This window comes from Bacillus subtilis subsp. subtilis str. 168, from assembly GCF_000009045.1.
Taxonomy (GTDB): Bacteria; Bacillota; Bacilli; order Bacillales; family Bacillaceae; genus Bacillus; species Bacillus subtilis.
Window position 1 is genome coordinate 3,665,580 of record NC_000964.3, and the last position, 24,684, is coordinate 3,690,263.

The 24,684-nt window shown below is 36.0% G+C and carries 14 protein-coding genes, 4 pseudogenes and 4 other annotated features; of the genes and pseudogenes, 7 read left to right on the forward strand and 11 right to left on the reverse strand.

The genetic code is table 11. The features are described from left to right. Positions 1-49: 49 nt before the first annotated feature. Both gtaB and BSU_35678 read left to right on the forward strand, forming a co-directional pair. Entirely contained in the window at positions 50-928 is an 879-nt protein-coding gene (gene gtaB / locus BSU_35670; protein NP_391447.1) for a UTP-glucose-1-phosphate uridylyltransferase, read from the forward strand. Between the two features lie 333 nt (positions 929-1,261). Beyond that, positions 1,262-1,480, forward strand: a complete 219-nt coding sequence (locus BSU_35678; RefSeq protein ID YP_009514004.1) for a hypothetical protein — start codon at positions 1,262-1,264, stop codon at positions 1,478-1,480. Next, positions 1,354-1,437, reverse strand: a sequence feature (Evidence 5: Unknown function; PubMedId: 7704262; Product type e: enzyme). Its footprint overlaps the gene before it by 84 nt. Continuing rightward, a pseudogene (yvzH, locus tag BSU_35679) lies at positions 1,354-1,437 on the reverse strand. The gene BSU_35678 and the pseudogene yvzH sit on opposite strands and share 84 nt — an antisense overlap. Positions 1,481-1,629: 149 nt before the next feature. Continuing rightward, entirely contained in the window at positions 1,630-4,332 is a 2,703-nt protein-coding gene (gene ggaB / locus BSU_35680; protein ID NP_391448.1) for a poly(glucosyl N-acetylgalactosamine 1-phosphate) glucosyltransferase, read from the reverse strand. A 123-nt stretch (positions 4,333-4,455) separates the two neighbouring features. After that, positions 4,456-5,796, reverse strand: a sequence feature (Evidence 2a: Function from experimental evidences in other organisms; PubMedId: 16735734, 7704262; Product type e: enzyme). Next, positions 4,456-5,796: pseudogene (gene ggaA, locus BSU_35690) on the reverse strand. Its footprint overlaps the feature before it by 1,341 nt. A gap of 40 nt (positions 5,797-5,836) precedes the next feature. After that, positions 5,837-6,043 (reverse strand) — a sequence feature (Evidence 5: Unknown function; PubMedId: 7704262; Product type e: enzyme). Further along, positions 5,837-6,043 (reverse strand): annotated as a pseudogene (yvzI, locus tag BSU_35698). Its footprint overlaps the feature before it by 207 nt. 1,306 nt (positions 6,044-7,349) lie before the next feature. Further along, positions 7,350-7,946: a sequence feature (Evidence 5: Unknown function; Product type e : enzyme), on the forward strand. Here yvzI and yvzE point away from each other — a divergent pair. After that, positions 7,350-7,946, forward strand: a pseudogene (gene yvzE, locus BSU_35699). Its footprint overlaps the feature before it by 597 nt. A gap of 38 nt (positions 7,947-7,984) precedes the next feature. Here yvzE and tagH read toward each other — a convergent pair. The 5 genes from tagH to tagD form a co-directional block, all read right to left on the reverse strand. Continuing rightward, entirely contained in the window at positions 7,985-9,568 is a 1,584-nt protein-coding gene (gene tagH, locus BSU_35700) for an ATP-binding teichoic acid precursor transporter component (RefSeq protein ID NP_391451.1), read from the reverse strand. A 19-nt stretch (positions 9,569-9,587) separates the two neighbouring features. Beyond that, positions 9,588-10,415 (reverse strand): teichoic acid precursors permease, encoded by an 828-nt coding sequence (gene tagG / locus BSU_35710; protein NP_391452.1) that lies wholly within the window; start codon positions 10,413-10,415, stop codon positions 9,588-9,590. A 164-nt stretch (positions 10,416-10,579) separates the two neighbouring features. Beyond that, on the reverse strand, positions 10,580-12,820 hold the full coding sequence (tagF, locus tag BSU_35720) for a CDP-glycerol:polyglycerol phosphate glycero-phosphotransferase (poly(glycerol phosphate) polymerase) (RefSeq protein ID NP_391453.1): 2,241 nt from the start codon (positions 12,818-12,820) through the stop codon (positions 10,580-10,582). After that, entirely contained in the window at positions 12,820-14,841 is a 2,022-nt protein-coding gene (tagE, locus tag BSU_35730) for a UDP-glucose:polyglycerol phosphate alpha-glucosyltransferase (protein NP_391454.1), read from the reverse strand. Before tagE ends, tagF begins: the two co-directional genes overlap by 1 nt. 160 nt (positions 14,842-15,001) lie before the next feature. Then, complete coding sequence (gene tagD / locus BSU_35740; RefSeq protein NP_391455.1) at positions 15,002-15,391, reverse strand: glycerol-3-phosphate cytidylyltransferase; 390 nt, start codon at positions 15,389-15,391, stop codon at positions 15,002-15,004. Positions 15,392-15,790: 399 nt separating this feature from the next. On the opposite strand from tagD, the gene tagA reads away from it, so the two are divergent. The 3 genes from tagA to tagC all read left to right on the forward strand — a co-directional run bounded on the left by tagA (position 15,791) and on the right by tagC (position 19,187). Further along, entirely contained in the window at positions 15,791-16,561 is a 771-nt protein-coding gene (gene tagA / locus BSU_35750) for an N-acetylmannosamine (ManNAc) C4 hydroxyl of a membrane-anchored N-acetylglucosaminyl diphospholipid (GlcNAc-pp-undecaprenyl, lipid I) glycosyltransferase (RefSeq protein NP_391456.1), read from the forward strand. 32 nt (positions 16,562-16,593) lie between these two features. Further along, a complete protein-coding gene (gene tagB / locus BSU_35760; protein ID NP_391457.1) occupies positions 16,594-17,739 on the forward strand; it encodes a teichoic acid primase, CDP-glycerol:N-acetyl-beta-d-mannosaminyl-1, 4-N-acetyl-d-glucosaminyldiphosphoundecaprenyl glycerophosphotransferase in 1,146 nt (381 codons plus the stop codon). 119 nt (positions 17,740-17,858) lie between these two features. Further along, positions 17,859-19,187 carry a putative polyglycerol phosphate assembly and export protein (teichoic acid biosynthesis) gene (tagC, locus tag BSU_35770; RefSeq protein NP_391458.1) on the forward strand — a complete coding sequence of 443 codons (1,329 nt, stop codon included), beginning with the start codon at positions 17,859-17,861 and terminating at the stop codon, positions 19,185-19,187. A gap of 59 nt (positions 19,188-19,246) precedes the next feature. Here the strand turns inward: tagC and lytD are convergent, their stop codons facing one another. Together lytD and pmiA are read right to left on the reverse strand one after the other, a co-directional pair. Next, entirely contained in the window at positions 19,247-21,889 is a 2,643-nt protein-coding gene (lytD, locus tag BSU_35780) for an exported N-acetylglucosaminidase (major autolysin) (CWBP90) (RefSeq protein NP_391459.1), read from the reverse strand. A 128-nt stretch (positions 21,890-22,017) separates the two neighbouring features. After that, positions 22,018-22,968, reverse strand: coding sequence for a mannose-6-phosphate isomerase (active on aldose substrates with hydroxyl groups oriented in the same direction at the C-2 and C-3 positions as in mannose) (pmiA, locus tag BSU_35790; protein ID NP_391460.1), 951 nt, complete (start codon positions 22,966-22,968; stop codon positions 22,018-22,020). 264 nt (positions 22,969-23,232) lie between these two features. On the opposite strand from pmiA, the gene gerBA reads away from it, so the two are divergent. Further along, the gene (gerBA, locus tag BSU_35800) at positions 23,233-24,684 is read left to right on the forward strand and encodes a component of germinant receptor B (RefSeq protein NP_391461.2); all 1,452 of its coding nucleotides are present in this window, start codon (positions 23,233-23,235) and stop codon (positions 24,682-24,684) included.

A 24,684-nucleotide genomic window follows, 5' to 3' on the forward strand; every position in this document is an offset into this window, starting at 1 on the left:
GAATAGTTTAACCATAAATTTTTTCGATCATAAGGAAGGTGCCTTTTAAATGAAAAAAGTACGTAAAGCCATAATTCCAGCAGCAGGCTTAGGAACACGTTTTCTTCCGGCTACGAAAGCAATGCCGAAAGAAATGCTTCCTATCGTTGATAAACCTACCATTCAATACATAATTGAAGAAGCTGTTGAAGCCGGTATTGAAGATATTATTATCGTAACAGGAAAAAGCAAGCGTGCGATTGAGGATCATTTTGATTACTCTCCTGAGCTTGAAAGAAACCTAGAAGAAAAAGGAAAAACTGAGCTGCTTGAAAAAGTGAAAAAGGCTTCTAACCTGGCTGACATTCACTATATCCGCCAAAAAGAACCTAAAGGTCTCGGACATGCTGTCTGGTGCGCACGCAACTTTATCGGCGATGAGCCGTTTGCGGTACTGCTTGGTGACGATATTGTTCAGGCTGAAACTCCAGGGTTGCGCCAATTAATGGATGAATATGAAAAAACACTTTCTTCTATTATCGGTGTTCAGCAGGTGCCCGAAGAAGAAACACACCGCTACGGCATTATTGACCCGCTGACAAGTGAAGGCCGCCGTTATCAGGTGAAAAACTTCGTTGAAAAACCGCCTAAAGGCACAGCACCTTCTAATCTTGCCATCTTAGGCCGTTACGTATTCACGCCTGAGATCTTCATGTATTTAGAAGAGCAGCAGGTTGGCGCCGGCGGAGAAATTCAGCTCACAGACGCCATTCAAAAGCTGAATGAAATTCAAAGAGTGTTTGCTTACGATTTTGAAGGCAAGCGTTATGATGTTGGTGAAAAGCTCGGCTTTATCACAACAACTCTTGAATTTGCGATGCAGGATAAAGAGCTTCGCGATCAGCTCGTTCCATTTATGGAAGGTTTACTAAACAAAGAAGAAATCTAAACAAAAAGGCTATTGGACATTCATCCAATAGCCTTTTTTTATTTCAACATCAAAGTCAATGTATGCTCTTCATTATCAACTGCGAAGACCTGATCAACGGCCTGCCGCAAAAATTAATAATCCCAGACAAACACACTGATTGTAGAGTTAAACAAACTAAATGAAAACATAAATACAAACATGCAGATTAAATAGTAAATATCTTGTATTCAATGCAAGCTAAGTAAACACCACTTGCTAAAAGAACAATGACTAAACAACCAGCATTACAAAATAATTAAATAAATTTGAAGCAATTACAACAGAAGGCAGTGAACTGTCGGAAAGTTCATTTTGGCTACCATATTAATCCCTTTAACTACGCTGTTGGATTTATCAAGAATTGTCGGGCTAATAGAAAACCACGGAATCAAACCAGCCAGCATTCAAACGATAAAAGGCACTTCTCCGATACCTGTTATGACCAGCTTACTGTTGCGCATCCCAAATACAAACCAGTACGCCATCATTAGAATAAGGGGATTTAAAACCTGCCATAATACACCAAAATAATTGATTTTTTGGATCTTTCGGTTAAAGAAATTTAAAAGTACCAGTGAATATTGTAACAAATGTTGAGTTTTTTTCACTTTTAAAAAGTAAAGAGAAGTCTCGCAGAACTTCTCCCAACATTTGAAGTGTCAATATAAAACAAACCAACCTCATTTAGCAACTTTATTATTATCTAATTCCAAAATAGCATTATAAATACGATTCCTATTATTTTTATCAGTATATGCAAAAAAGTTATCTACTCTTTTTCTATACTTATCTTCCATACGACTATTGTTTTTCATATAATAGATAACTTTATCCACTAAGCTATTATGATTTTCTAATACATCACCAAACCCCATTTTTTTATAATCATAATAATCAAGTTTAAAATGGTATGACTTTTCGTATTGATAATAAATAACAGGTTTTTTCTCATATGCAAAATCAAACGCAACAGATGAAAAATCAGTAATCATTATATTAGAAGAATTAAATAGCATTTGATAGCTGCTGTTATAGTCGGCAAACTCCACATAATCATGCTTTTCAAAGTCTACAATCTGTTGCTGAATATCTGGGTGAGGAAAAAAAGTTATTTTATAATTATTTTTCTTAGCAAATTCGATTAGCCGTTCATCATTAATCAAAGCATTATACCTAGAAAAATATTCACTATCTTTAAATTTCGGGTTGTACGGTCTTACTCCTTTTGCCTGATCTTTCGGTAATACAATATCTTTTCTCCAAGTCGGCATTATTAGAAGTTGCTTTTCTCCCTCACTCTTCTTAAGATTATCGTATCTCGGAAATCCACCCAACAAAATATTCTCTTTTTTATAGTTGTAATTCCCTTTCACAATAGACCGATATTCAGGTTTGGCAGAAGTGACTAATAATTTGATATTCTTGTTGTATTTGTTTAACCATTCAGAATGATCTGCCATTGTTATTCCGTGCTGTAAAAAGATAAACTCAAAGTTAAATAAATCTCTAAAATAAATCTCCATATTAAAAAATGGATTTACAACCCATATATCTGCATGTGTCGATATTACTTTGGAAGAGGATAAGGTTAAAATTTTATGTCTAAAAGATCTGTATGGTATGACCTTTCCATATTTTTTGATTCTGTCGTAATCCTTGCTATCTTTTTTTATTATAAAGTATTTTTTTACCCCATCATTCTTGTTGATTGCATATTTAAAGAGGTGCTCGGCATTATCATCAGCTTTGTCTTGTCTGTCTATGAATAACCATACTGGTTTTCTATTAAAAATAGTGAAAACATGGTGTACCATTCTTGCCATCAGTGCCTTCTTAATCGCTGATTTTCGTTTTTTTGATTTTTCCCCTGATTTATGTAGGGATTTTAAGAAACGAAACTCTTTTATAAATCTATTTTTAAAATTGTTTTTTTTGAACATTAATTTTTTATAATTATAATAAAAAATATAATCTTTTTTAGCCACATAAGTATTATATAAATCGTTTGACAAACCTGAATACTTGAAAAAACGAAGTTTTGTCAACTTCCTTTTTTTACCCTTAGTTATAAAAAACTCAATATGATGATTATCTGCTAGATGACCTTTGGGAATATCTATTGAAAAACCGGGATATTTTTTTATTACTTCTCCTAAACTTATATAATCATTATGCTGTCTTTTTATATTCTTTGCTTTTATTTTTGTTTCGCCAATTTTAGCATAAAACTTAAAACCTTTAGAATTAAACAGCGAGCTCCAAAAGCCTTCTATGTGAATGGAATCCTCATTTTCTTCTAAAATTTCAATAGTTAAAGTTTGATCCGATAATTTCGAAACAATTTTACCTTCTCTGTATAAATAATAATCCTGTTCAGTTTCTCTTTCATATACATACCTACTATAATTTTCACCGTGCTTTATTTTTAAAGCATGATATAAATAGAAATGGCTGACACTTTTTGTTTCAATGATGACATCGTCGTCAATATACGACAATACTTCTCGAATCAATGTTAAAAATTCACTGTATTCATTTTCGTCTAAAGGTGTTTCACTGATATCCTTAATCAATAATTTCCACTTCAAATCATGCATAACCATATATTGAAGAAATAAAGGTATTTTCTGTTCATGATTTTTTATAATATCGATTAAATTCTTTGAGAAAGTGATAAGTGAATGGTTAAACCAATTCTTATTTGCTTTAGCAGTCTGCATGGCAGATGATCCATCTTCTCTAACTCTATAATGGTATTTTGCCTCTTTAACCAGACCATACTTTTTCTTTTGCGATATGATTAAATTAACTAGTTTGGCATCTTCACCTATTTTACAATTTTCATCAAACCTGATATTTTTCAAGGCATCTTTTTTTATAAATGTAGAACAACAATGAGTTAATATATGATGCGGTTCTTTTTCTACATCCAAAATTCTTGTAGAAGAAAACTTATTATTTAGATTATGTTCTCCAGTTCTTCCTTCTGCAAAAAAAATAGGGATTGCTACAATATCAATTTCATTCTTATGTTCGTCAAAGAAGTTTAAAACATTTTCGAATGTTCCTTCTGAAACTAAATCATCCGGATCCAAAAATTGAATATATCTACCTTCAGCATACTTTAAACCATAATTTCGAGCACTGCTCACTCCGCCATTCTGTTTCTTTGCATAGACAATGTTATTGGGATATTTCTGAGCATATTCTTTACAAATGATTTCACTTTTATCGGGGCTATCATCATTCACCAGTATTAACTGAATATTCTCAAAACCAATAGTTTGGTTAATGATACTTTCTATAGCTTCAGTGAGATACAACTCAACATTATAAATCGGCATTATAACACTGAAATCATAGTTAAAACTTTTTTCGTTCATAAAAGATTACTCCTAACATAATGTTTATATGAATAAGAATTCGGGTAAATAAAATTAAGAAACAAGAGAGTACTAATTTTTGCAAAACAATTTTAATTTAGTAAAATGTATGAAAAGCATTCCTTACCTTTTTTTAAAAACCCTTGTAAGCAAACTTTTAAAAATGTTCACATGGTTAAGTTCTAAAGAATCATTTGGTGTTTTTAGTACAAAGTCAAATGCAAAGGCCCAAATCGGTATTTCGACAACAAAACCAGCATATCTAAAATCTCTTAATTTATATCCCCATACTTCAATTGTTTTTTTCAGTTCTTTTCGTTTGCATTTTTTTAATCTTTTAAAATATTTTATATATATTCTGTCATTTTCTTTCATCTCATAATACTGGTTAATAAAGTGCCCTGTTAATTCAAGTCTAAGCCCTTTTATTTTTGCCGAAGTAACAGTACATGAACTATGCAGTACTCTTTCTTTTTTTATATTTTCAAGAGCTTCTGTATTTTCTTTTAATAAGTGAAACATAAATTCTTTATAGTACATCGGCATATCTTGTTCTTTTATAAATTGCGGGTCAATAAATTTTAAAACTTTAATAAAATCATCAACAAAAACTCTTTGTTCTTGTTGATCTAAAACAGACTTATAAACATCTCTATAGTTCGGATATAAAAACAGTTTTATATGATATACAATTAAAAATTGCAAATAAGGCAAAACTATATCATATTTGTTGAATGAATCCATCAACAAAGTCATGTAACATTCATTCAACAAATATGTGTACCTTTTTTTGTTAAACCATGAACGATCAACTAAAGAATCCTGTTCTTTCCGTTTTCTATAAAAATACTTTCCTTCTGCAACTGCTCCGTATCTTTTTTCTTTCAGTAATAACTGGTTAAAAAAGATAGCGTCTTCCCAAAACTTTATAGATTCATCAAAAAGGACGGTACTAGTTAGTGTATGTCTTCTGTAAAAAGTGCCGCCAATATAAAAATGAATAGCTTTATAATCGTTGAGAATATTTATAACTCTTGTTCCTTTTTCAAATCTATTATTTAATTTATGTCCCCCTTCTTTTTCACCTGTGTAATAAACAGGTAATACCGCAATATTTACATGTTCGGAATCACAAAAAAAATCATAAACACTTTGCAGCGCATTTTGAGAGAATGCATCGTCAGAATCAAGAAAACCAATAAATTTAGATCTTTCGCTTACATTTGATAATCCACAATTTCTTGCAGCAGAAGGTCCAGAGTTTTCAATTTTCATGATTTTAATATTATTAGGATATAGATTTTTAAAGGATTCACAAATTTGAGGACTGCTGTCAACACTACCATCATCTATTAATATCAGTTCTATATTTTCCTTAAATCCAATTGACTGGTTAAGGACACTCTCTATTGAATATCTTAAATAATTTTCAGAATTATATATTGGTATAATTATAGAAAACATGTTTGTACCTCTTTATTTAGAAGTTAAAGGATCGTTTCAATTACTCTTTTAGAAGCCTTGCCTCTTCTAAATTACAAAATTTATTATAAAAATCCTCATAGTTATGATCTATATAAGGATTATGTAACAACTCTTTTACCGTATCTATAAGTTCTTCACTTGTTTGAAGCAAGTTTCCTGGCGTTTTTTGCTGAAAATTAAAGTAAAAACCTCTGATACAGTCTCTATAAGCCGGGAGATCATACACAAAAAATACAAGGTTTTTTTAAAAATTCATATTATCAAAAAAGACAGAAGAATAATCCATAATCAATAAATCACTAATTAAATATAAATCTCGAATATCTTTATTTAAAGAAACATCGTTCACAAAATATTTATATTTCCCTAATTAAATTGTTCTGAAACTGGATAATACCATTCTTACAAGAATAACCATAGAGTCTCCAAGGTTCCCTCTTCATTTCCTCTAATCAAATTAAAGTTAAATTTATACTGGCCAGCTTTCTTAAAATTCATTATCCCGCAAAGTTGGTGCATATAAAATTATTTTTCTTTAATTCCTTATTTGATAATGTAGAATTGGTAGGGGATTGTAGCTAAACTGTTTCCAGAATAGCTTTCAAATAAAATTAATTTATTGTTTCTTGGCAGAAGGACAAAAATTTTAAACAAAACTGAATAAACTCTAACTAGTAAACTTCTGCAATTGGTTATAATAAAAATTTCATCAGTGAACTCCTTAAAGAGTGAAGATTAATATTTACGCAAACAAGAAAAAAAGAAGCAACTGAATTTACTTCAAGCCTCTTTTAGTTAGTGCTTCTATAAACTAGCCATATCTTTTCTGATTTGGGTAGTTGAAATGCCTGCTATTCTTGTAAGGTAAATGGCCTCATAGTATTCCTTTGTAGACAATCGTACGATTAAGTAATCCCAGGTTCTTTTGCTCTTTCCAGTAGCTTCATATGTCCATAGTGAAATAAATCAAACATTCCGTACGTATCACTTTCTTCATTAGATAACATCACCTTCCAACCTTTTCCAACTTAGAAAAAACAAAAATCCTTAACTGATTGTTTATCATTTCGACATATTTTTTACGTTCCATTAATAATAAACAATAATAGCATATGTTCCTATAAAAGTTAAGGCTCTTTAAAAATGTAAATCATCAGCACTTTTTGACAATATCGTTGCATTGATGTGTATTTTTTACAGATCTGATATCTTATCTATACTCATTACAACAAGTTTTCTATTCCGGAAGAGTCAATTCTTTTTGTCGCGTTTTCAAGTGTAATGATTTTCTTTCTGCTGCGTCATTTATTTTGTACGCCCTCCTCATATTACTTCATCGTCAAAACGTGAAGGAATTGTAATACGTAGTTCCTAAAAATTTTCGTGGTAAAATTTAGTGAAGTCTTTATCAGGCTAAGGGACTTTATCTAAACTACGAATTACATATGGAGATATATAGATGAAAAGGAGGGTTGATATGATATAAACGAAAATCAATTAGATAAAGGAAAAACTGAACACTTCTGAAAAAAGTGATAAGTTTCTTTCACTATATCCTCCAAAAAGAACCTAAAGGTCTTGGACATGCTGTCTGGTTCGCGCCTAACTTTATCGGCGATGAGCCGTTTGCGTTTCTGCTTGGAGACGATATTGTTCAGGCTGACACACCAGGGTTGCGCCAATTAACGGATGAATATGAAAGAACACTTTCTTCTATTATCGGTGTTCAGCAAGTGCCTGAAGATGAAACACACTGTTATGGCATCATCGCCCCGCTGACAAGTGAAGGCCGCCGTTATCAGGTGAAAAACTTCATTGAAAAACCGCCTAAAGACACAGCACCTTCTAATCTTGCCATCTTAGGCCGTTACGTATTCACGCCTGAGATTTTCATGTATTTAGAGGAGCAGCAGGTTGGCGCCGGCGGAGAAATTCAGCTTACAGACGCCATTCAAAAACTGAATGAAATTCAAAGAGTGTTTGCTTACGATTTTGAAGGCAAGCGTTATGATGTTGGTGAAAAGCTCGGCTTCATCACAACAACTCTTGAATTTGCGATGCAGGATAAAGAGCTTCGCGATCAGCTCGTTCCATTTATGGAAGGTTTACTAAACAAAGAAGAAATCTAAACAAAAAGGCTATTGGACATTCATCCAATAGCCTTTTTTTATTTCAACATCAAAGTCAGTGTATGCTCTTCATTATCAACTGCAAAAACCTGATCATCTGTATTCACAAGAAAACGCTTCTTGCTGCTGTCATACAATACATCGCTATCACTTAAGGATAGTGACGCCGGGTTGATAGGAGAAATGTTATGAAAAATAAGCTCTGTTGCTTTATCATTCTCCAGTACATAACTGATTTTTTCATAATCAAAATTCAGCGTTTTTCTGCCGTCAGCCTTATTTCCTTCAGTATAACCATTCAATTTCGATTGAATGCTGGTGCTGCTGTCTCCTAGGAATTTCAGAAAGTATTCATAGGAAGATGCTGCGTTTTGCGAGACATAAGACGTAAATGCAGTGGCATGCAATTCAGCGTGTTTCATGTTAGTTGCAACAGCGCTCTGTTTCACATAATAAGAGTGCCCGTCAAACTTTATTTTCGCTGCTTGTTTGCCTTTTGCAGCTACCGTTACTTTTGTACCGAATGGCAGTGTAACGTCAGCCTTCTGTTTCAAACCCTGATCCTTATAAGCAGCCGCTTTTTCATTTGCTATAAACCCTTGCTTATTGATTGCAGTTAAGCGTTCCTCTGACTTGCCCTTTGCATCGCCATGATGGTTCTTCACTTCATTTTGCGGAATAGCGCCAAACGAAGCAATTGTACGAAGCGGGGCATTAAAGAACATCGTTCCCGCCATGAAGACAGTCAGAATAGACAAAATAGCAATTTGAATGGCATTGGCCAGTGATTTCGGCTTTTTCTTCTTTTTGCGGAAACGGGCAAACGCTTCAGGATCTTCTTTCTTCCTCTCTTCTGTCTGCTCTTTTTTATATGTCTCTTTTTCTTTTTTCGATAGCTTATTAAACCAGTCAATAAACGCTTTGTACTCTTTCACAACCGTTTTTGTTTCATCAAACATACGAAGCTCGCCATAGTGCATCCAAGCAACACGGTCACACATCTTTTCAATCTGACCGATTGAGTGGCTGACAAAGAAAATCGTTTTTCCTTGCTTTTTAAACTCATTTATTCTGTCTACACACTTCTGATAAAACGTTTGGTCCCCCACAGAAAGAGCTTCGTCAATAATTAAAATGTCAGGATCAATATGCACGGAGATCGCGAAACCGAGACGCGACTTCATCCCGCTGGAATAGTTTTTAACCGGCTGATTAATAAAATCGCCAATCTCGGCAAATTCAACGATGCTGTCATACATATCATCAATTTCTTTATTGGTTAACCCCATCATCAAACACTTGAGCCGGACATTGTCCCGGCCCGTTAATTGGTTATTCAAACCGGCAGCAATCGCAATCAGCGACGGCTGGCCGTTCATTTCAATTTCACCGCTGGTCGGCGGAATAATTTTAGCCAGCAGGTTAGACATGGTCGATTTTCCTGACCCGTTTATTCCTACAAAGCCGATTGTCTCCCCTTCATACACGTCAAAGGAGACATTCCGCACAGCAAAAAAACCATTATCCTTAGCCGGAAAAAACAATCCTTTAATCTTGTCCGATTGTTTTTTATACAAATGATACTGCTTTGAAACATTTCGAAACGAAACTTTTAGTTTCATCGTAAAATCTCCTTACGTATTAAAGAAAGTCAACAAACTTGTCTCTGAATTTCATATGCAGGATAGAACCTACTAACAATAAAAGGAATGTGAACAACCAAAAGTACAGCGTGTACTTCATGTCATGGAAAAACCATGCTCCATCTAAGAAGCTGTTCCGGAATCCTTCAATAATATAGAATAGTGGATTCAACTTCAGAACAGGCACTAATTCGGGGTGGCTTTGACCGAGTTTCGCATTAACATCCCAAAAAATTGGCAACAAGAAAAACAAAAGTCTTGTTACGGCCTGCAGCAAAAATTGATAATCTCTAATCAGCACACTGATCGTTGAGTTAAACAAACTAAACGAAAACATAAAAGCAATCATACAGATGAAGTAATAAATATATTGTAACCAATGCACACTCGGGAACACACCATTAACTAGGAGTACAATGATATAAATCACCATCATGATCATATAACTAAATAAGTTAGATGCAATTGCCACGGACGGTAGAGAACTAATCGGGAAGTTCATTTTAGCCACCATATTAATGCGCTTAAATACACTATTTGATCCATCAAGTATAGTTGGACTGATGAAAAACCATGGGATTAATCCTGCCAGCATCCAAATAATAAAAGGCACTTCGCCCGCTCCGGTTGTCACAGGACCGCCCTTTCTAATCCCCATACCAAATACGAACCAGTAGGCCAGCATTTGGATAAGCGGATTTAAGAACTGCCATAAGACACCTAAATAATTCATTTGATATTTAGACTTGGTTTCATAAGCCGCCAATCTTAAAATTAAAGGAAATGACGTTATTTGCTCTCTGAGTATACGCAACAAATCATTCATTTTTTATCTTCCTTAGACTTAATTGTTTTTGGGAATCTTTCTGTTTAAAATTTGAAAGCACCGCTGATTATTGTAACAGATCCTGCATTTTTTTTCACTTCTCAACAAGTATCTAAAAAGCTGCCGAAAAATCGACAGCTATACATTTTATAAAATAACCTAAATTATTCAGCTTTAAATACAGTATTAACAACCTTTTCAGATGAACGTCCTGACTCTAAATAGCAAAACTTATCATAGAAAGGACCAAAAGAAACCGGAAGCTTATAATCAGGCGATGAGATCTGCTTGATAGCCTCAATCGTTTCTTCAGTAGTTTTTACCAAAGGACCAGGAGCTTCTTTTTCAAAATCAAAGTAGAAACCACGCAACTTGTCCCGGTAGGTTTCGATGTCAGGGACAAAGAATAGCATTGGCCGTTTTAAATTTGCAAAATCAAAGAATACTGAAGAATAATCAGTAATCAGCAAATCAGAAACCATATACAATTCTCGAATATCCTCATAAGCAGAAAAATCATATGCAAATCCTTCAAAAGGACCTAAATCAAAATTCTCAGCTACCAGATAATGCATTCTTAAGATTACAATATATTCATTTCCAAGTTCTTGTCTAAGTTGATGCAAATCTAAATCGAGATCGAACTTATAACGCCCTTTTGCATAGAACTGATCATCTCTCCATGTAGGGGCATATAAAATAACCTTTTTATCACGAGGAATATTTAACCTACTCTTTATCAATGATATTGTTTCCTCATTATTATCATTATGAAGAAAATCATTTCTAGGATATCCAGATTCAATCATTGTCTTGTTAAACTGAAACGCCCGTGTAAAGATCTCAGTTGAATAACCATTTGGGGAAATCAAGTAATCCCAATTAGAAGCTTCCTTGATAAAATTCCTTTTATATTTTTTGGTGTTTGTACCAGGCATATGGACTTCTTCCATATCCATTGCAAGTCTTTTTAAAGGTGTGCCATGCCATGTTTGTAAATATGTTGTATGACTAGGTTTCGGAATCCATAATGGAAGCCGGCTGTTAACAACCCAATACTCAGCTCTTGCCATAGCGAAGAGCCATTTTAATGAGAGGCGATTAATGTAAGGAATTCCCTTTTCATCAAAAGGCGCTGAATATTGTTTATTTACACTCCAATACATTTTATACTCAGGGTGGTTTTCCCGCATATATTCGTAAATCGCTCTCGGATTACAACTGTATTGTTTCCCATTAAAACTTTCAAAAATGACTGTTTTCCTTTTAACTGGCATTCTGCTAGCCATCATGAATAGAGATTTGTATGTTTTAGTGATTAACTTGTTTCTCATTTTTGTGATCTTTTTTATTTTTGATACTAATCTCTTCTTCTTTCCTTTAATAAAGTATTTCATCCTTGTTTTCAGGCTATAGTCGTTTACTCTGATACCTAGAGTCTGCTTTTTCTTTTTCTTAAAGACTTCATAACGAACTGGTGCGTTGTTTGTTTTAATAATACTTACTAATCCTTTTAATTTGTTTTTTCGATCTCCTAAAACAAGAGCAGTGCTGTTGAACTGAATATCCGTTCCTTCATCGTCATTGCATATATACTCCATAAAAAGACGATAAACATAACGTTTTTCATTTGAGAAAGGAATTTCTTTCAAAGGCACTTTCACTTCAAAATCATACAGTTCCGGAACAAAACCATCTGCTCTCATGTTTTCCAGGCCATGTGTTTTTCTTTCTAGCTTGATTGGAAATTTTTCCTCAATAGGTGTTTCTCCACCCTTTTTTAAAATAAGGTTCAAGTTTTTTATCCGATATTGATTTTCGGAACTCAGGTACCCCGCATAACCTGTTATGCTTATTTCTTCAGAGCTAATCTCGATTTGATCAAATCTGATGATTTTGGCCTCTCTTTTCACCTTAATAGAAAAGTTGCCTTTATCAGTTGTATAAGGTAAAATCAAAAGTTCTGTGGTTTGATCGACATGAAAGGCGCGCTCAATTGAATTTACTTCAGCAGAAAGACGCTTCAAGAGTGGTTCCTGCTCCGCATCTTCATATTTTTTTCGAAATTCGACATAAAAATCATATGTTTGTCCCATTTCAACAGGCATAGGCAAAACATGAGCATTTATCTCAGTTTTATACTCTAATGAGCCAGTGTTTTGAAGCGGAAATTCAGATTCCGTTCCTGAACGTCTCTCTTTCAGCTTTAAAAATAACTGGTAATCCTCTAAAAATTGGTGTTCTGAATCAATTGAGATTAACAATTCAAGACTTCCTAAATTGTTTTTCAAGCTTTTCAAAATACATTTAATCACAGTGTTTTCAATCATTACTTTTTTCTGCTCCTCTGTATAAAAGCTCTTTCCTTTTTGCTTCCTTTTATTAGTGTCAACTACTAAGGACATTAACTCTCTTTTATTTCCGTGACCCTCCAAGAGAAATTGCCTTTAACTGTTGTATAGGGCTCTACTCTATAGCCATTATTAGTATCTATACTGTTTCCTGACAATTTTGTTTCTTCACTCGAAAGTCTTCGCATTGTTTTAATATGGCCATTTGCATTGAAAACAATATAAAAATCAATAACTTGGGTTTTATTAGCAGCTATCTTTTCAATATTTACATCTTTTTCGAGATCAATTACAAACAGTTGATCATTTTGTAAGTTTGTTGAAATAATTTCAGCCTTATTCTTTCTGTCCAAGCCCACTAAACGTATTTTTTTAATATCATTATGATCAAAATTCTCAATGTCAATTTCTATTTTAGTTTTATCAAAATCCTCAGTATAGGAACTAATAGAAGGATCTTTTTTTCCAACCTTTTTAGAGAACTTCTCTCTTTCTATTCGCACCTCAATCATCTGATTAAGAGCAAAAGCCCAATTTTCAATATAGTTGGGTCTTGAATATTTTTCAGCCATTTTAAAAGCTTGTTCTGAAAATTTTTGATGAGTACTTTCATCTTTCATCAAAGAGATAATAGCTTGACCCAATTTCTCTATATTATACTGTTCAATGACATATCCATTTGCTCCGTCAGTAACTAAGCTCCTTGCTCCGTAATCATAATCGTATGTTACAACTGGACATCCATTGCTCAGTGCCTCCATATTTGATAGACCGAACCCTTCAAAATGAGAGGTTGAAATGGTTAGCCAAGCTTTTTGAAACTCTGAGTCAGGGTTATCCGTATAGCCTTTCAAAAAGACATTGTTCTGCAGTTTGGTATCTTCAATTTCTTTTTTTATTTTTTCGAAATCTTCACCCGATCCGAATATATCAAGTTTTGCTTCAGGAATTTCTTTCACGACTAAACTAAATGCTTTTACTGCATGTATCAGATTTTTCATAGATGCAAGTCTTGAAATAATGACAGCTTTGTATTTTTCACTCGGCACATTCAATACAGCGGGATCAAGAGGCTTATCAATTGTATGCGGAGTAAAGAAAAACGTCTCTTGTTCCCCTGAAATCAATTTAAAATCTTCTAGCTGCTCCTCAGTTATAAAAAAGACAGCATCCAAATTATACATCTGACTAAATACTTCTTTATAGCGACCCTTAATTTGATATTTATTGCTGCCGTAATGCTTGTTATGAATAATTGCTCCATAATAGGAAGAAGGTGATTTTTTCACTTTAAAGACATGTTTGTCTTGCGGTCTGCTGTCCACTAAAAACAACTTAGGTTTATCATTTTGTTTTTGCAGATATTCTATCCAATATTGACGCAGTTCCGATTCATCTTTTACTTTTATCTCACCCTCAAGGGAGTACCAAATAATATGAGATAATTGAACATCTTTTTCTTCATTGTTCCATACATAGAGTTTGTCTAAATATACTTGATTTTGGTCATTAATATATTCCTGCAGATACATCTTGTTTAGCTGCACATCATAATGAGTAACGAGAACTAAGTTTCCGTTCTTCGTATATTCCTCTCTCTTTATGAGCTGGTTTTTATCATTCCAATAGTCGACGTACCGGATAGTTTCTCCATCTCCGTAGTAAACTACAGACATTTCATTGTTCTTCTTACCAAACAATCTCAACAGAGTTTTTGCAAATTTCCCCATTCCAACTTGCTTTTTTATCTGGTCAAGGCCTATCCTTTCTTCGTATGATCTTTTCCCATTTGTTCTAACACTTAAAAAATCATCGAATAGATTAATAACACTTGTGAATTTTTTATCAATCTTACCGTTGCTGTACAATTCATCAATTTTTGAAGACAACTCTAAATCAAAACGAAACGTTAAGAAAAAGGTGTTTTGGTTACACTCTTCTCCAAATAATTTTGAACGCAATAATAATGATTTCGTCAGACCGCCATAATTACTTGGCAGTCCACCAGAGATAAAATAATAATCCATGTCAGGAATTTGTTTTATATTAGATTCACTCACCGCATGTAAAGACAATTTTTTACTCCCTTTCGGCATCTAGAATATATGATCATTGAAATTTATATCTACCCGGATACTTTAGTCACAAAAATCAATGTAAGCATCAAAAAGTACTTCTTATTTCAATAAGAAGTACTTTAATTAGATATTGAACCAATGATATCAGGATCCTAAATTATAAACCAGCAATTTCCTCTTTGATCTTTGTTGTAGAGATGCCTTCTGTTCTTGGGAGGTAAACAACCTCACACTGATCTTTGAGAAAGTCAAATTTACCTTCCCAGTCATCCCCCATAACAAAAACATCAATATTATGATCAATAATATCTTGCTTTTTTTGCTCCCAATTCTTTTCAGGAATTACTTCGTCCACATATCGAATGGTTTCTAAAATTAATTTACGGTGCTCATAGCTGTGATAAGCTTTTTTTTGCTTTTGTAAATTGAATTCATCCGTTGAAATAGCAACAACTAAATAATCACCAAGCTGCTTTGCACGCTCAAGCAATTTAATGTGACCCCAATGCAGTAAATCAAAAGTTCCATATGTGATAACTTTTTTCATTTAAAGAAACGCTCCTTCCTAATGTTAAACACTATTAAAAACACTACTGACGTTAGCGATTAAATTCTAAAAACCTGTTTGTATTCCTTATATCGACATATTTCTCGTATGTCTTCACTGATCATTAATTATAGCATACCGCCTAAAAAAGGTTAAGTACTCATGAGGAGAAAAACATTCCAAAATATGTAATTACACTCAGACTCCATTGGCACCAAGGTCTGTTGTTCATTCGTTCATTCAATTGTAAAATTGGAAACATATTTAAATTTAATGTAAAGATAATGTTAATCCTTTGTTGAAGATTTATGTTAAAATATAAGGTAGCTTGATTTTGCTTTTAGAAACTCTCGGTTTTTAACTATATAAATAGAATCTTAAAGGAAGGAGGAGCCAGACATGCAAACAGAGACTATTCACAATATTCCTTATGTTAACAGTAACTTAACATCATTTATCGATTACCTAGAGAAACATTATATTGATCAAAAGATTGGTGCTGTCATTTCCACAGTCAACCCTGAAATTGCATTTGCAGCTATTAAAGATCGGGACTACTTTGATGTACTATCTTCTTCAAACTTCATTTTGCCTGATGGGATCGGTGTAGTCATGATGTCACGTTTGACTAACAACAGGCTTCAGTCCCGAATCGCAGGTTACGATGTTTTTAAAGAACTTCTGGGCGTTGCTAACAAAAAGAAAAAACGCATATTTCTGTACGGTGCGAAGAAAGATGTTATAAAAGGTGTTGTATCCAAAATTTCTTCTGAATACCCAAACATTAAAATCGCAGGTTATTCAGACGGTTATGTTCAAGATCGCACCCTAGTGGCAAAACAAATTGCAAGAGCAAATCCTGACATGGTATTCGTAGCTTTAGGGTATCCTCATCAAGAGAAATTCATTCATAACTACAGACACTTGTTCCCTAAAGCCGTATCTATAGGTCTAGGAGGAAGCTTTGATGTATTTAGCGGTAATGTCAAACGGGCCCCTTCCTGGATGATACGTTTAAATTTAGAATGGTTCTACCGGTTAATCTTGAATCCATGGCGATGGAAAAGAATGCTTAGCATCCCAAAATATGCTTTAACGGTTTTAAAAGAAGAAAAAAACAAAAAAACTTTCTATCCAAAGCCTGAAAAAGATCATACAAAACAGATTTAAAAACAAAACTTTCAAATAAATGGATGATAAAAATGAAAATAAGATCACTACTGGCGAATTGCTATTTGTATTTTTTATCAGCAATCGCCTTTTTTCTGCAATGGGTGAAACCTGAAAGCAAAGTGACCCTCCTGATCTCATTCGAAGCAAACGCAAAAGCGATTCTTGAGGAATATGAACAAGGACAATACTCTTATAAACTTAACATCCTGTATACCCAGCAGGCCTCTGCTATTGCCGAGAGCTTCCCGAATGTAGATGCATATTTATTACAAGAAAAAAACCCTATCCATCTCATTAAAGCTGTATACCTAATGTTTAACAGTAAAGTGATCATAACAGATAATTACTTTCTATTAACAAGTGTGTTAAATAAGCGGAAGCAAACGAAATGTATCCAAGTATGGCACGCAAATGGCTCACTCAAAAAATTTGGTTTGGAAGACATTACAAACATGCAACGGACGAAAACTGATATTAAAAGGTTCCAAAAAGTATACAGTTCGTATGATTATTTAACTGTTGGCTCAGAAGAGATGGCAAATATCTTCAAGAAATCATTTGGAATAAAGGATAACCAATTATTAAAAATAGGTGTACCTTTAACAGACCCTTATTACCGAGAAAACAAGAAAAAAATTTCAGATACTCTAAACATACAAAGAAAAAAAATAATCCTCTATGCACCGACGTTTAGAGATTATAATATGCAATCAATTCAATTGCCTTTTACAGAAGAACAATTAATTCATCAGTTAAAAGAAGAATATGTTTTATTTGTTAAGCTGCATCCCGCCATTCAGAACAATATTGATATTAAATATTCCAGTGATTATATTAAAGATGTTTCTAACTATGCCTTGTTTGATCTACTCATGGCTGCAGACATATTAATCACTGACTATTCTTCTGTTCCCTTTGAATTTTCGATTTTAAATAAACCCATTCTTTTTTATACTTACGATTTAAAACTTTATCAACAGAAGCGGGGATTGGTTGATAATTATCTTTCCATAATACCTGGAAGAGCCTGCTATGACAGTGAATCATTAATAAATGAAATTCAAACCCCATTTAATTATTCCAAAATAAAAGTTTTTTCCGATAGATGGAATAAGTATTCTGATGGGAATTCAAGCCAAAATTTATTGAATTTCATCGAAAATTTAATAAGCTAAATGATGACACTTGTTCAAAACAGAACAAGTGTTCTTTTTTCTATTGAATACCGAACGTATGTTTGCTTTAATGTAATTAGTTGCTTATGGCAGCAAATAATAATAGAGGTGGTAAATTTATGAGAAAAAAAGAACTGTTTGATTTCACCAACATCACGCCAAAATTATTTACTGAACTACGTGTAGCAGACAAAACCGTACTTCAATCATTCAATTTCGATGAGAAAAACCACCAAATTTATACAACCCAAGTCGCAAGTGGATTAGGAAAAGACAACACCCAAAGCTATCGCATAACTCGTCTATCTCTTGAAGGTTTACAATTAGACAGCATGCTGTTGAAACATGGAGGTCATGGTACAAATATTGGAATTGAAAACCGTAATGGCACCATTTATATTTGGTCTCTATACGATAAACCAAACGAAACAGATAAAAGTGAATTAGTTTGTTTCCCATATAAAGCAGGCGCGACTTTAGATGAAAATTCTAAAGAACTTCAGCGATTCTCGAATATGCCTTTCGATCATAGGGTTACACCTGCTCTTGATATGAAGAATAGACAGTTGGCAATTAGACAATACGATACAAAAAATAATAATAATAAACAGTGGGTGACAATCTTTAACCTGGACGATGCAATAGCAAATAAAAACAATCCTCTTTATACTATTAACATTCCTGACGAACTTCATTATTTACAAGGTTTCTTTTTAGATGACGGTTATTTATATTGGTATACAGGAGATACAAACAGCAAAAGCTATCCGAATCTCATAACTGTATTTGATTCCGATAATAAAATAGTGCTGCAAAAAGAAATTACTGTTGGCAAAGACTTGTCCACCAGATATGAGAATAACTTCCGTGAACCGGAAGGGATCTGTATGTACACCAATCCTGAAACTGGGGCAAAATCATTAATGGTGGGAATTACAAGTGGAAAAGAAGGAAATCGTATAAGCAGAATTTATGCATACCATTCTTATGAAAACTTCATGAATCATGTACCTATGCTTCGATCCCCTTTATTAAAAACCGTGGGGCACCAAGATACACCTCCAGAAAGATTTCAACCATTTATTCAAACCTTCATTTTAGAGTATAATGCTCAAAACAAAAAATGGATGGTTCCGACTTCAGGTTATTTACCATCTTACACATCAAATTTAGTCCGAAATATTACTATCAATGCAGATGGAAACTTGCAAGTCACATTAAATGAACGCTATATTAGTTTACTGCATCAATCGATAGAAGGAGATTTCCGCTTAAAACAAAAGGATATCCGAATGGGATCCTGGTATTTTGCCGGCGGAGAAAAATCAAATGTGCTTGAAATAGGTTTTATGAAAGGGAGTACAAAAATCAGACCCGATGATGCAGCCATCTCAAATGCTTCAAGAATGAGTATTTTTATGATTGTTGCGGACAAGATTGAGGTGTGATAATCAAATAGGCTGTAGCTATTTAATAGCTACAGCCTATTTGCAACTTTCTAAGTTTTTTATCGATATTCCGGAACATCAAAATAAAGTGTATAACCGTCCAGCAATGAATACAGGCTGTACATGCGGTTTACTTGTTTGTACGCCCAGCCGATGTCTGTTGCGTATTGATGTGTCGCTGTAGCTGACCATCTCATTTTGTACAGTGTGTCTTGATTGTAAGCTGTGTTGTGGATATACGATGAGCCTATGAATTTAGCTCCGCCGATAATGGCCGCTTCTGGTGTGAACCAGCCCTGCTCGTACGCATATTTGGCTCCGTAGTAATTCGGATTGCTGTCGTATGCTCCAATTCCATACATGTTGTATACGGTTTTTCCGTTATAGGTTAATCCATTGGCTAAAGCGGATGTCCCGTTTCCTGTTTCCAGAAGAGCGTGTGAGATTAAATACAGTTCGTTGATGCTATATTGATTGGCGGCATCGATAAATGCCTTTGCTCTCCCTGTCAGGATGCCTTTACCCGCAAGCACTTTCTGATTTACCTCAGTAACGCTGAGACCCGCTGTCTGTGACAGCTTGAGAAATTGGAAGTAGTATTTGCTGTCTCTGGAAAAGTTATTCGGATCCACGTATTGAACTACTTCATCACTGCTTGCGTTTCGCCAGCCCAAATTGATCTTAGCCCAGCCGTTTATCTGTCCGATGACTTTCACTTTATCGCCTTTTTTAAACTGGCCGATCACGTTTGTCGGGCTGACTTCCGGCGTTGACCGGATATTTAGTACATCAGCCGTAACAGTTGATGTTGCTGTATTAATGTACGTGAGCGATACGTAAGCCGCTCCGTCTGTTTGCGGACTTACTGTCATTTGTTTTTGGACCATATCACGAAGCGAGAGATTGTAGTTTGTTTTCATGATTTGCGGGCCGTTTTTGATCTTCACGATAGATGATGTCCATCCGTATAATTGTTTTAGCTTCGTTGATGCCGCAGCAGCTGTATCATTGCCTGTGAACTGCTCATTTACGCTGATTTTATAAAGCGTATTGCTTTTCGTTGTATAGCTCGGGGTTACACTTTTCGATTTAAGATAGGTTAACCCATTGTTCAATGCGGTTTTGCTGCTAAGCTGTGTTGTCACGATTTTGTATTGTGTATATGCAGTCTGGCCTGTTTTTGATGTTGTGACTGCGATATGATTTTGTTTGAAAAATGTTAAAACGCGGTCAATCTCTTCTTGGCTGATGATAGCTTCAGTTGTGATTTGATAGCTGCTCGCAGCTGTCTGACCGGTTTTCTGGCTTGCTACTGATATATGATTCGATTTGAAAAACGTGAGTGCCTGATTGACTTTCGTTTGATCAAGCAGAGATTCGGTTGTGATTTTAAACGTGTCAGCTATTTGTTTTTTGACGGATTTCGCAGAAGCACTTAGCTGATTTTTCTTTAATATGTTCAAACCCTTTGTGACTTTTGCTTGATCTGATGTTTCTTCTGAGATGAGCTGATATTGATTTTCTGCTGTTGATCCAGCTGCTGTTTTTGCAGCTTTTACTTTTTTCTGAGCAAAGAAGGCTGCTGCTTTGTTTGCTTGCTGCTCGCCTAAAATCTTTGCCGTCGTGATTTGATAAGCTGCAGACGTTGTCGTTTTTTTGACGCTGGATGACGTGTAATGCCATTTTTTCTTTTTAAAGAAAGTGTCTATTTTTTGGAGCTGCTGTTTTGTTATACCCTTCATATTCACGGTATATGATGTGCTTTTTCCAACCTGTTGATAACTGCCGGATACGCCAGTGTTTTTCTTGATTTGGCTGATGGCGTCCTTTACTGTACTCAGCCCTTTGAAATAAGCTGATTGGACATTGTATGACTCAACGGTTGTTTTTTGATTGATGGACTTGTAGCTGCCTGTGATGCCAGTGCTCTGTTTCAGCTGCTGCAATAGAGTTTTGGCATTGGCTTCACCTGAAATGGCGGCAGTTGTGAACGTATAATAGGCTTGCCCTTTCACTGTTTCCTTTAATGATGCCTGCAGCCCAGATTCCTTTTGGAAGGCGTTTTTGATCTGCGCTGCTCTGCTGTCTCCCACGATTGTGCCAGACTGAATGGTTGTGACAGACACCGTGTGTGTGATGGGCTGATACGAGCTTTTAATCCCCGTTTGCTTGGCCAGGCTCTGGATAAGCGCCTTGACTTTTGTCTCATCAGCAATGTCTGATGTCATGACGTTCATATAGGGCTGAGCTGCTCCGTAAGCTTTTACAGCGCCAGCCACTCCCGTCTCCTGTTTCAGCTTTGCTAGGATAGTGTTGGCCTGTTTTTCTCCGGAGATGGCACCTGACGAGATGGTGACATATGGCTGTTTGCTTCCAACAGGACTTGACGTTCCTGTAATTGATGTCTGTTTGGCGAGTCCGCTCAGTATTGCTTTCGCTTCTGATTCGCTATGAATGCCTGAGGCGGAAATTTGGTAGGTCGTTGTTGTGCCTGAAGCCTGATAGGATGCATCCCAGCCAGTATCTTTTTCCAGTTTGGCGACAGCTTGTGAGGCTTGGCTTTCTGTACTGAACGTATTCGACGGCTCTACTTTATATAGTGAGTAGTCGGTATACGCGGCTGCCTGGGCAGAACCAGACATGGCAAAAAAGGCAAGGGACGCGGCGGATAGAAGCATAGGTGCGATTAGTCTCTTTTTCATTCCTTCTCCTCTTTCTTATTCTATGAGTATATAAAACTAGTTTATTTATCGGCACGCGCATGCTTCATTTATAGGTGAATCACTTCCATTTTCTAATAAAAAAACTTAACCTCGAAGTGAGATTAAGTTTAAATATGAGACACGATAAGGGTACAAGTTCCTTTTATCGTAAAATCGGGCATTTGAGCCGGCAAAATAAAGTGATCACCTTTTTTGAGCGGACATGTTTTGTCCTCATACTTGAGCAAACCGCTTCCTTCTATCACGCTGCAAATCAGAAAGGATTCATCCTGAGCCATTTCAGCTTCGCCATTGATGTCCCATTTATAAACCGAAAAATATTCCCCTTGGACAAATGTTTTAATGGTTATTCCTTTTCTTGATTCTGTCGATTCATCTATATACCCGTCCACATGGGGAACCGTGGCGGCATTGACCGCTTTGGCAAAATGAAGCTCTCTCGGACTTCCGTTGCTATCAAGACGGTCATAATCGTACACCCGGTATGTGGCATCTGAATTTTGCTGAGTCTCTAAAACAAGGGCCCCCTTGCACAATGCGTGCAGCGTTCCGCTCGGCACATAATAGAAATCACCCGGTTTAATTTTGATTCTTCGCAGCAGGCCCTCCCAGTCACCGCTGTTGATCATTGTGACAAGTTCGGTTTTTGAGCGGGCCGTATGCCCGTAAATGATTTCTGCGTTTTCCTTACAGTCGATAATGTACCAGCATTCCGTCTTGCCGAGTTCTCCCTCTTCGTTTTCTCCGGCATAGTAATCATCAGGGTGAACTTTAATTGACGTATCTTCCTTCACATCCAGCAGCTTTGTCAGAAGCGGAAACCGATCCCCCTCTACGCCGCCGAATACTTCACGGTGCTCTTCCCAAAGCTCGATCAATGTCTTTCCTTTATACGGGCCATTTGCAACAGTGCTCGGTCCTTTTGGATGAGCGGAAATGGCCCAGCATTCCCCCGTTGATTCTGAAGGAATACTGTATCCAAATCTATCTCGTAAAGCGGTTCCGCCCCAGATTTTTTCTTTAAACACAGGCGTTAGAAAAATCGGTGATTGCGTCATGATCCGTACCCCTCCCCTGTAAATAACTGATCATCATTTTCCCGGTGCGCCCCTCTTACAAACGCCCGTATAAGCTGCCTTTTTCCTATGACAACATATGTACAAAGCATCATCTTTTCATTACCCCTTCAAAGAAAACGCTTCCTATCTATTATATCACGTCGAAAAGAAGCTTTGTTTCAGCCTTTTCCTCGATAAGAATAATTCTCCTTTTTTGATACAAATTAATAAAAACCGTCAATATGTTTAAGAAGGAGAGAAACTATGCAAATCGACTCTGATCTCCAGAACAATTTAGACACACTGAAAAAAACATTGGGACAAAACGACGATATGATGTTTTATACATTTGCTTTCGGAGATAGCAGACAAAAGGCGTGTTTACTGTATATTGACGGTCTGACAGAGAATAAAATGCTGGCGCAATACGTCATTTCTCCTTTACAAAAAGAGGCGTTGGCCCATAAGGAATGCTCGATTGAAGACTTATCCGCCTTTTTTTTCGGCTTTCACCACAGCGTTGTTTCTACAATGAAAGAAATAGAGCAGCTCGTTTTTTCAGGGCAAGCCATTTTGCTCGCTGATGGCTATCGCGGAGGATTAGCTTTCGACACAAAGTCAGTCGCAACACGCAGTCTTGATGAACCCTCCTCCGAAGTCGTGGAACGCGGCCCTAAAATAGGATTTATTGAAAAGCTGCGGACAAACACGGCGCTTTTGCGTGAACGGACGAGTGATCCTAATCTCGTCATCAAAGAAATGACACTCGGAAAAAGGACCAAAAAGAAAATCGCTGTCGCTTATATTCAGGATATCGCCCCAGATTATGTCGTCAAAGAAGTGTTTAAAAGGCTGAAATCAGTCAATATAGATAATTTGCCGGAATCGGGGACGCTTGAACAGCTGATTGAAGACGAACCATTTTCAATTTTCCCCACAATATTAAGCACAGAACGACCGGACCGGGTCGAAAGTTCTCTATTAGAAGGGCGAGTGTCCATATTAGTGGATGGTACGCCGTTTGCTTTGATTGTACCGGCTACGGTTGACGAATTTATTCATTCGCCCGATGATTACAGCCAGCGCTGGATCCCAATGTCACTTGTACGCCTTCTTCGTTATTCCAGCATCCTGATCACCATTTATTTGCCCGGTCTGTATATTTCTCTCGTTTCTTTTCACACCGGGCTATTGCCGACTAGAATGGCCATTTCCATTGCAGGCAGCAGGCTTAACGTACCATTCCCGCCTTTTGTAGAGGCCTTTATCATGATCTTTACGATCGAATTGATTCGAGAAGCCGGATTAAGGCTGCCTAAGCCGATTGGACAGACAATTGGCCTTATCGGCGGCGTTGTCATCGGACAGGCAGCTGTTCAGGCGCAAATTGTCAGTGCGCTTATGGTCATTGTCGTTTCTGTCACAGCACTGGCATCCTTTACCGTTCCTTCATACGCCTATAACTTTCCGCTGCGGATCATTCGGATCGGGGTTATGATAAGTGCAACAGCGCTTGGCATGTACGGCGTTATAATGGTTTATCTGTTTGTGATCGGCCATCTCATGCGCCTGAAAAGCTTTGGCCAGGATTACATTATCCCGATCATGGCGCAGCCTGGACAGGATTTGAAAGACACAGTCATCCGTATTCCCACGATGTTTTTAAAAAGAAGACCGACACGAAACGATCCCGAAGATAACATCAGACAAAGGTGA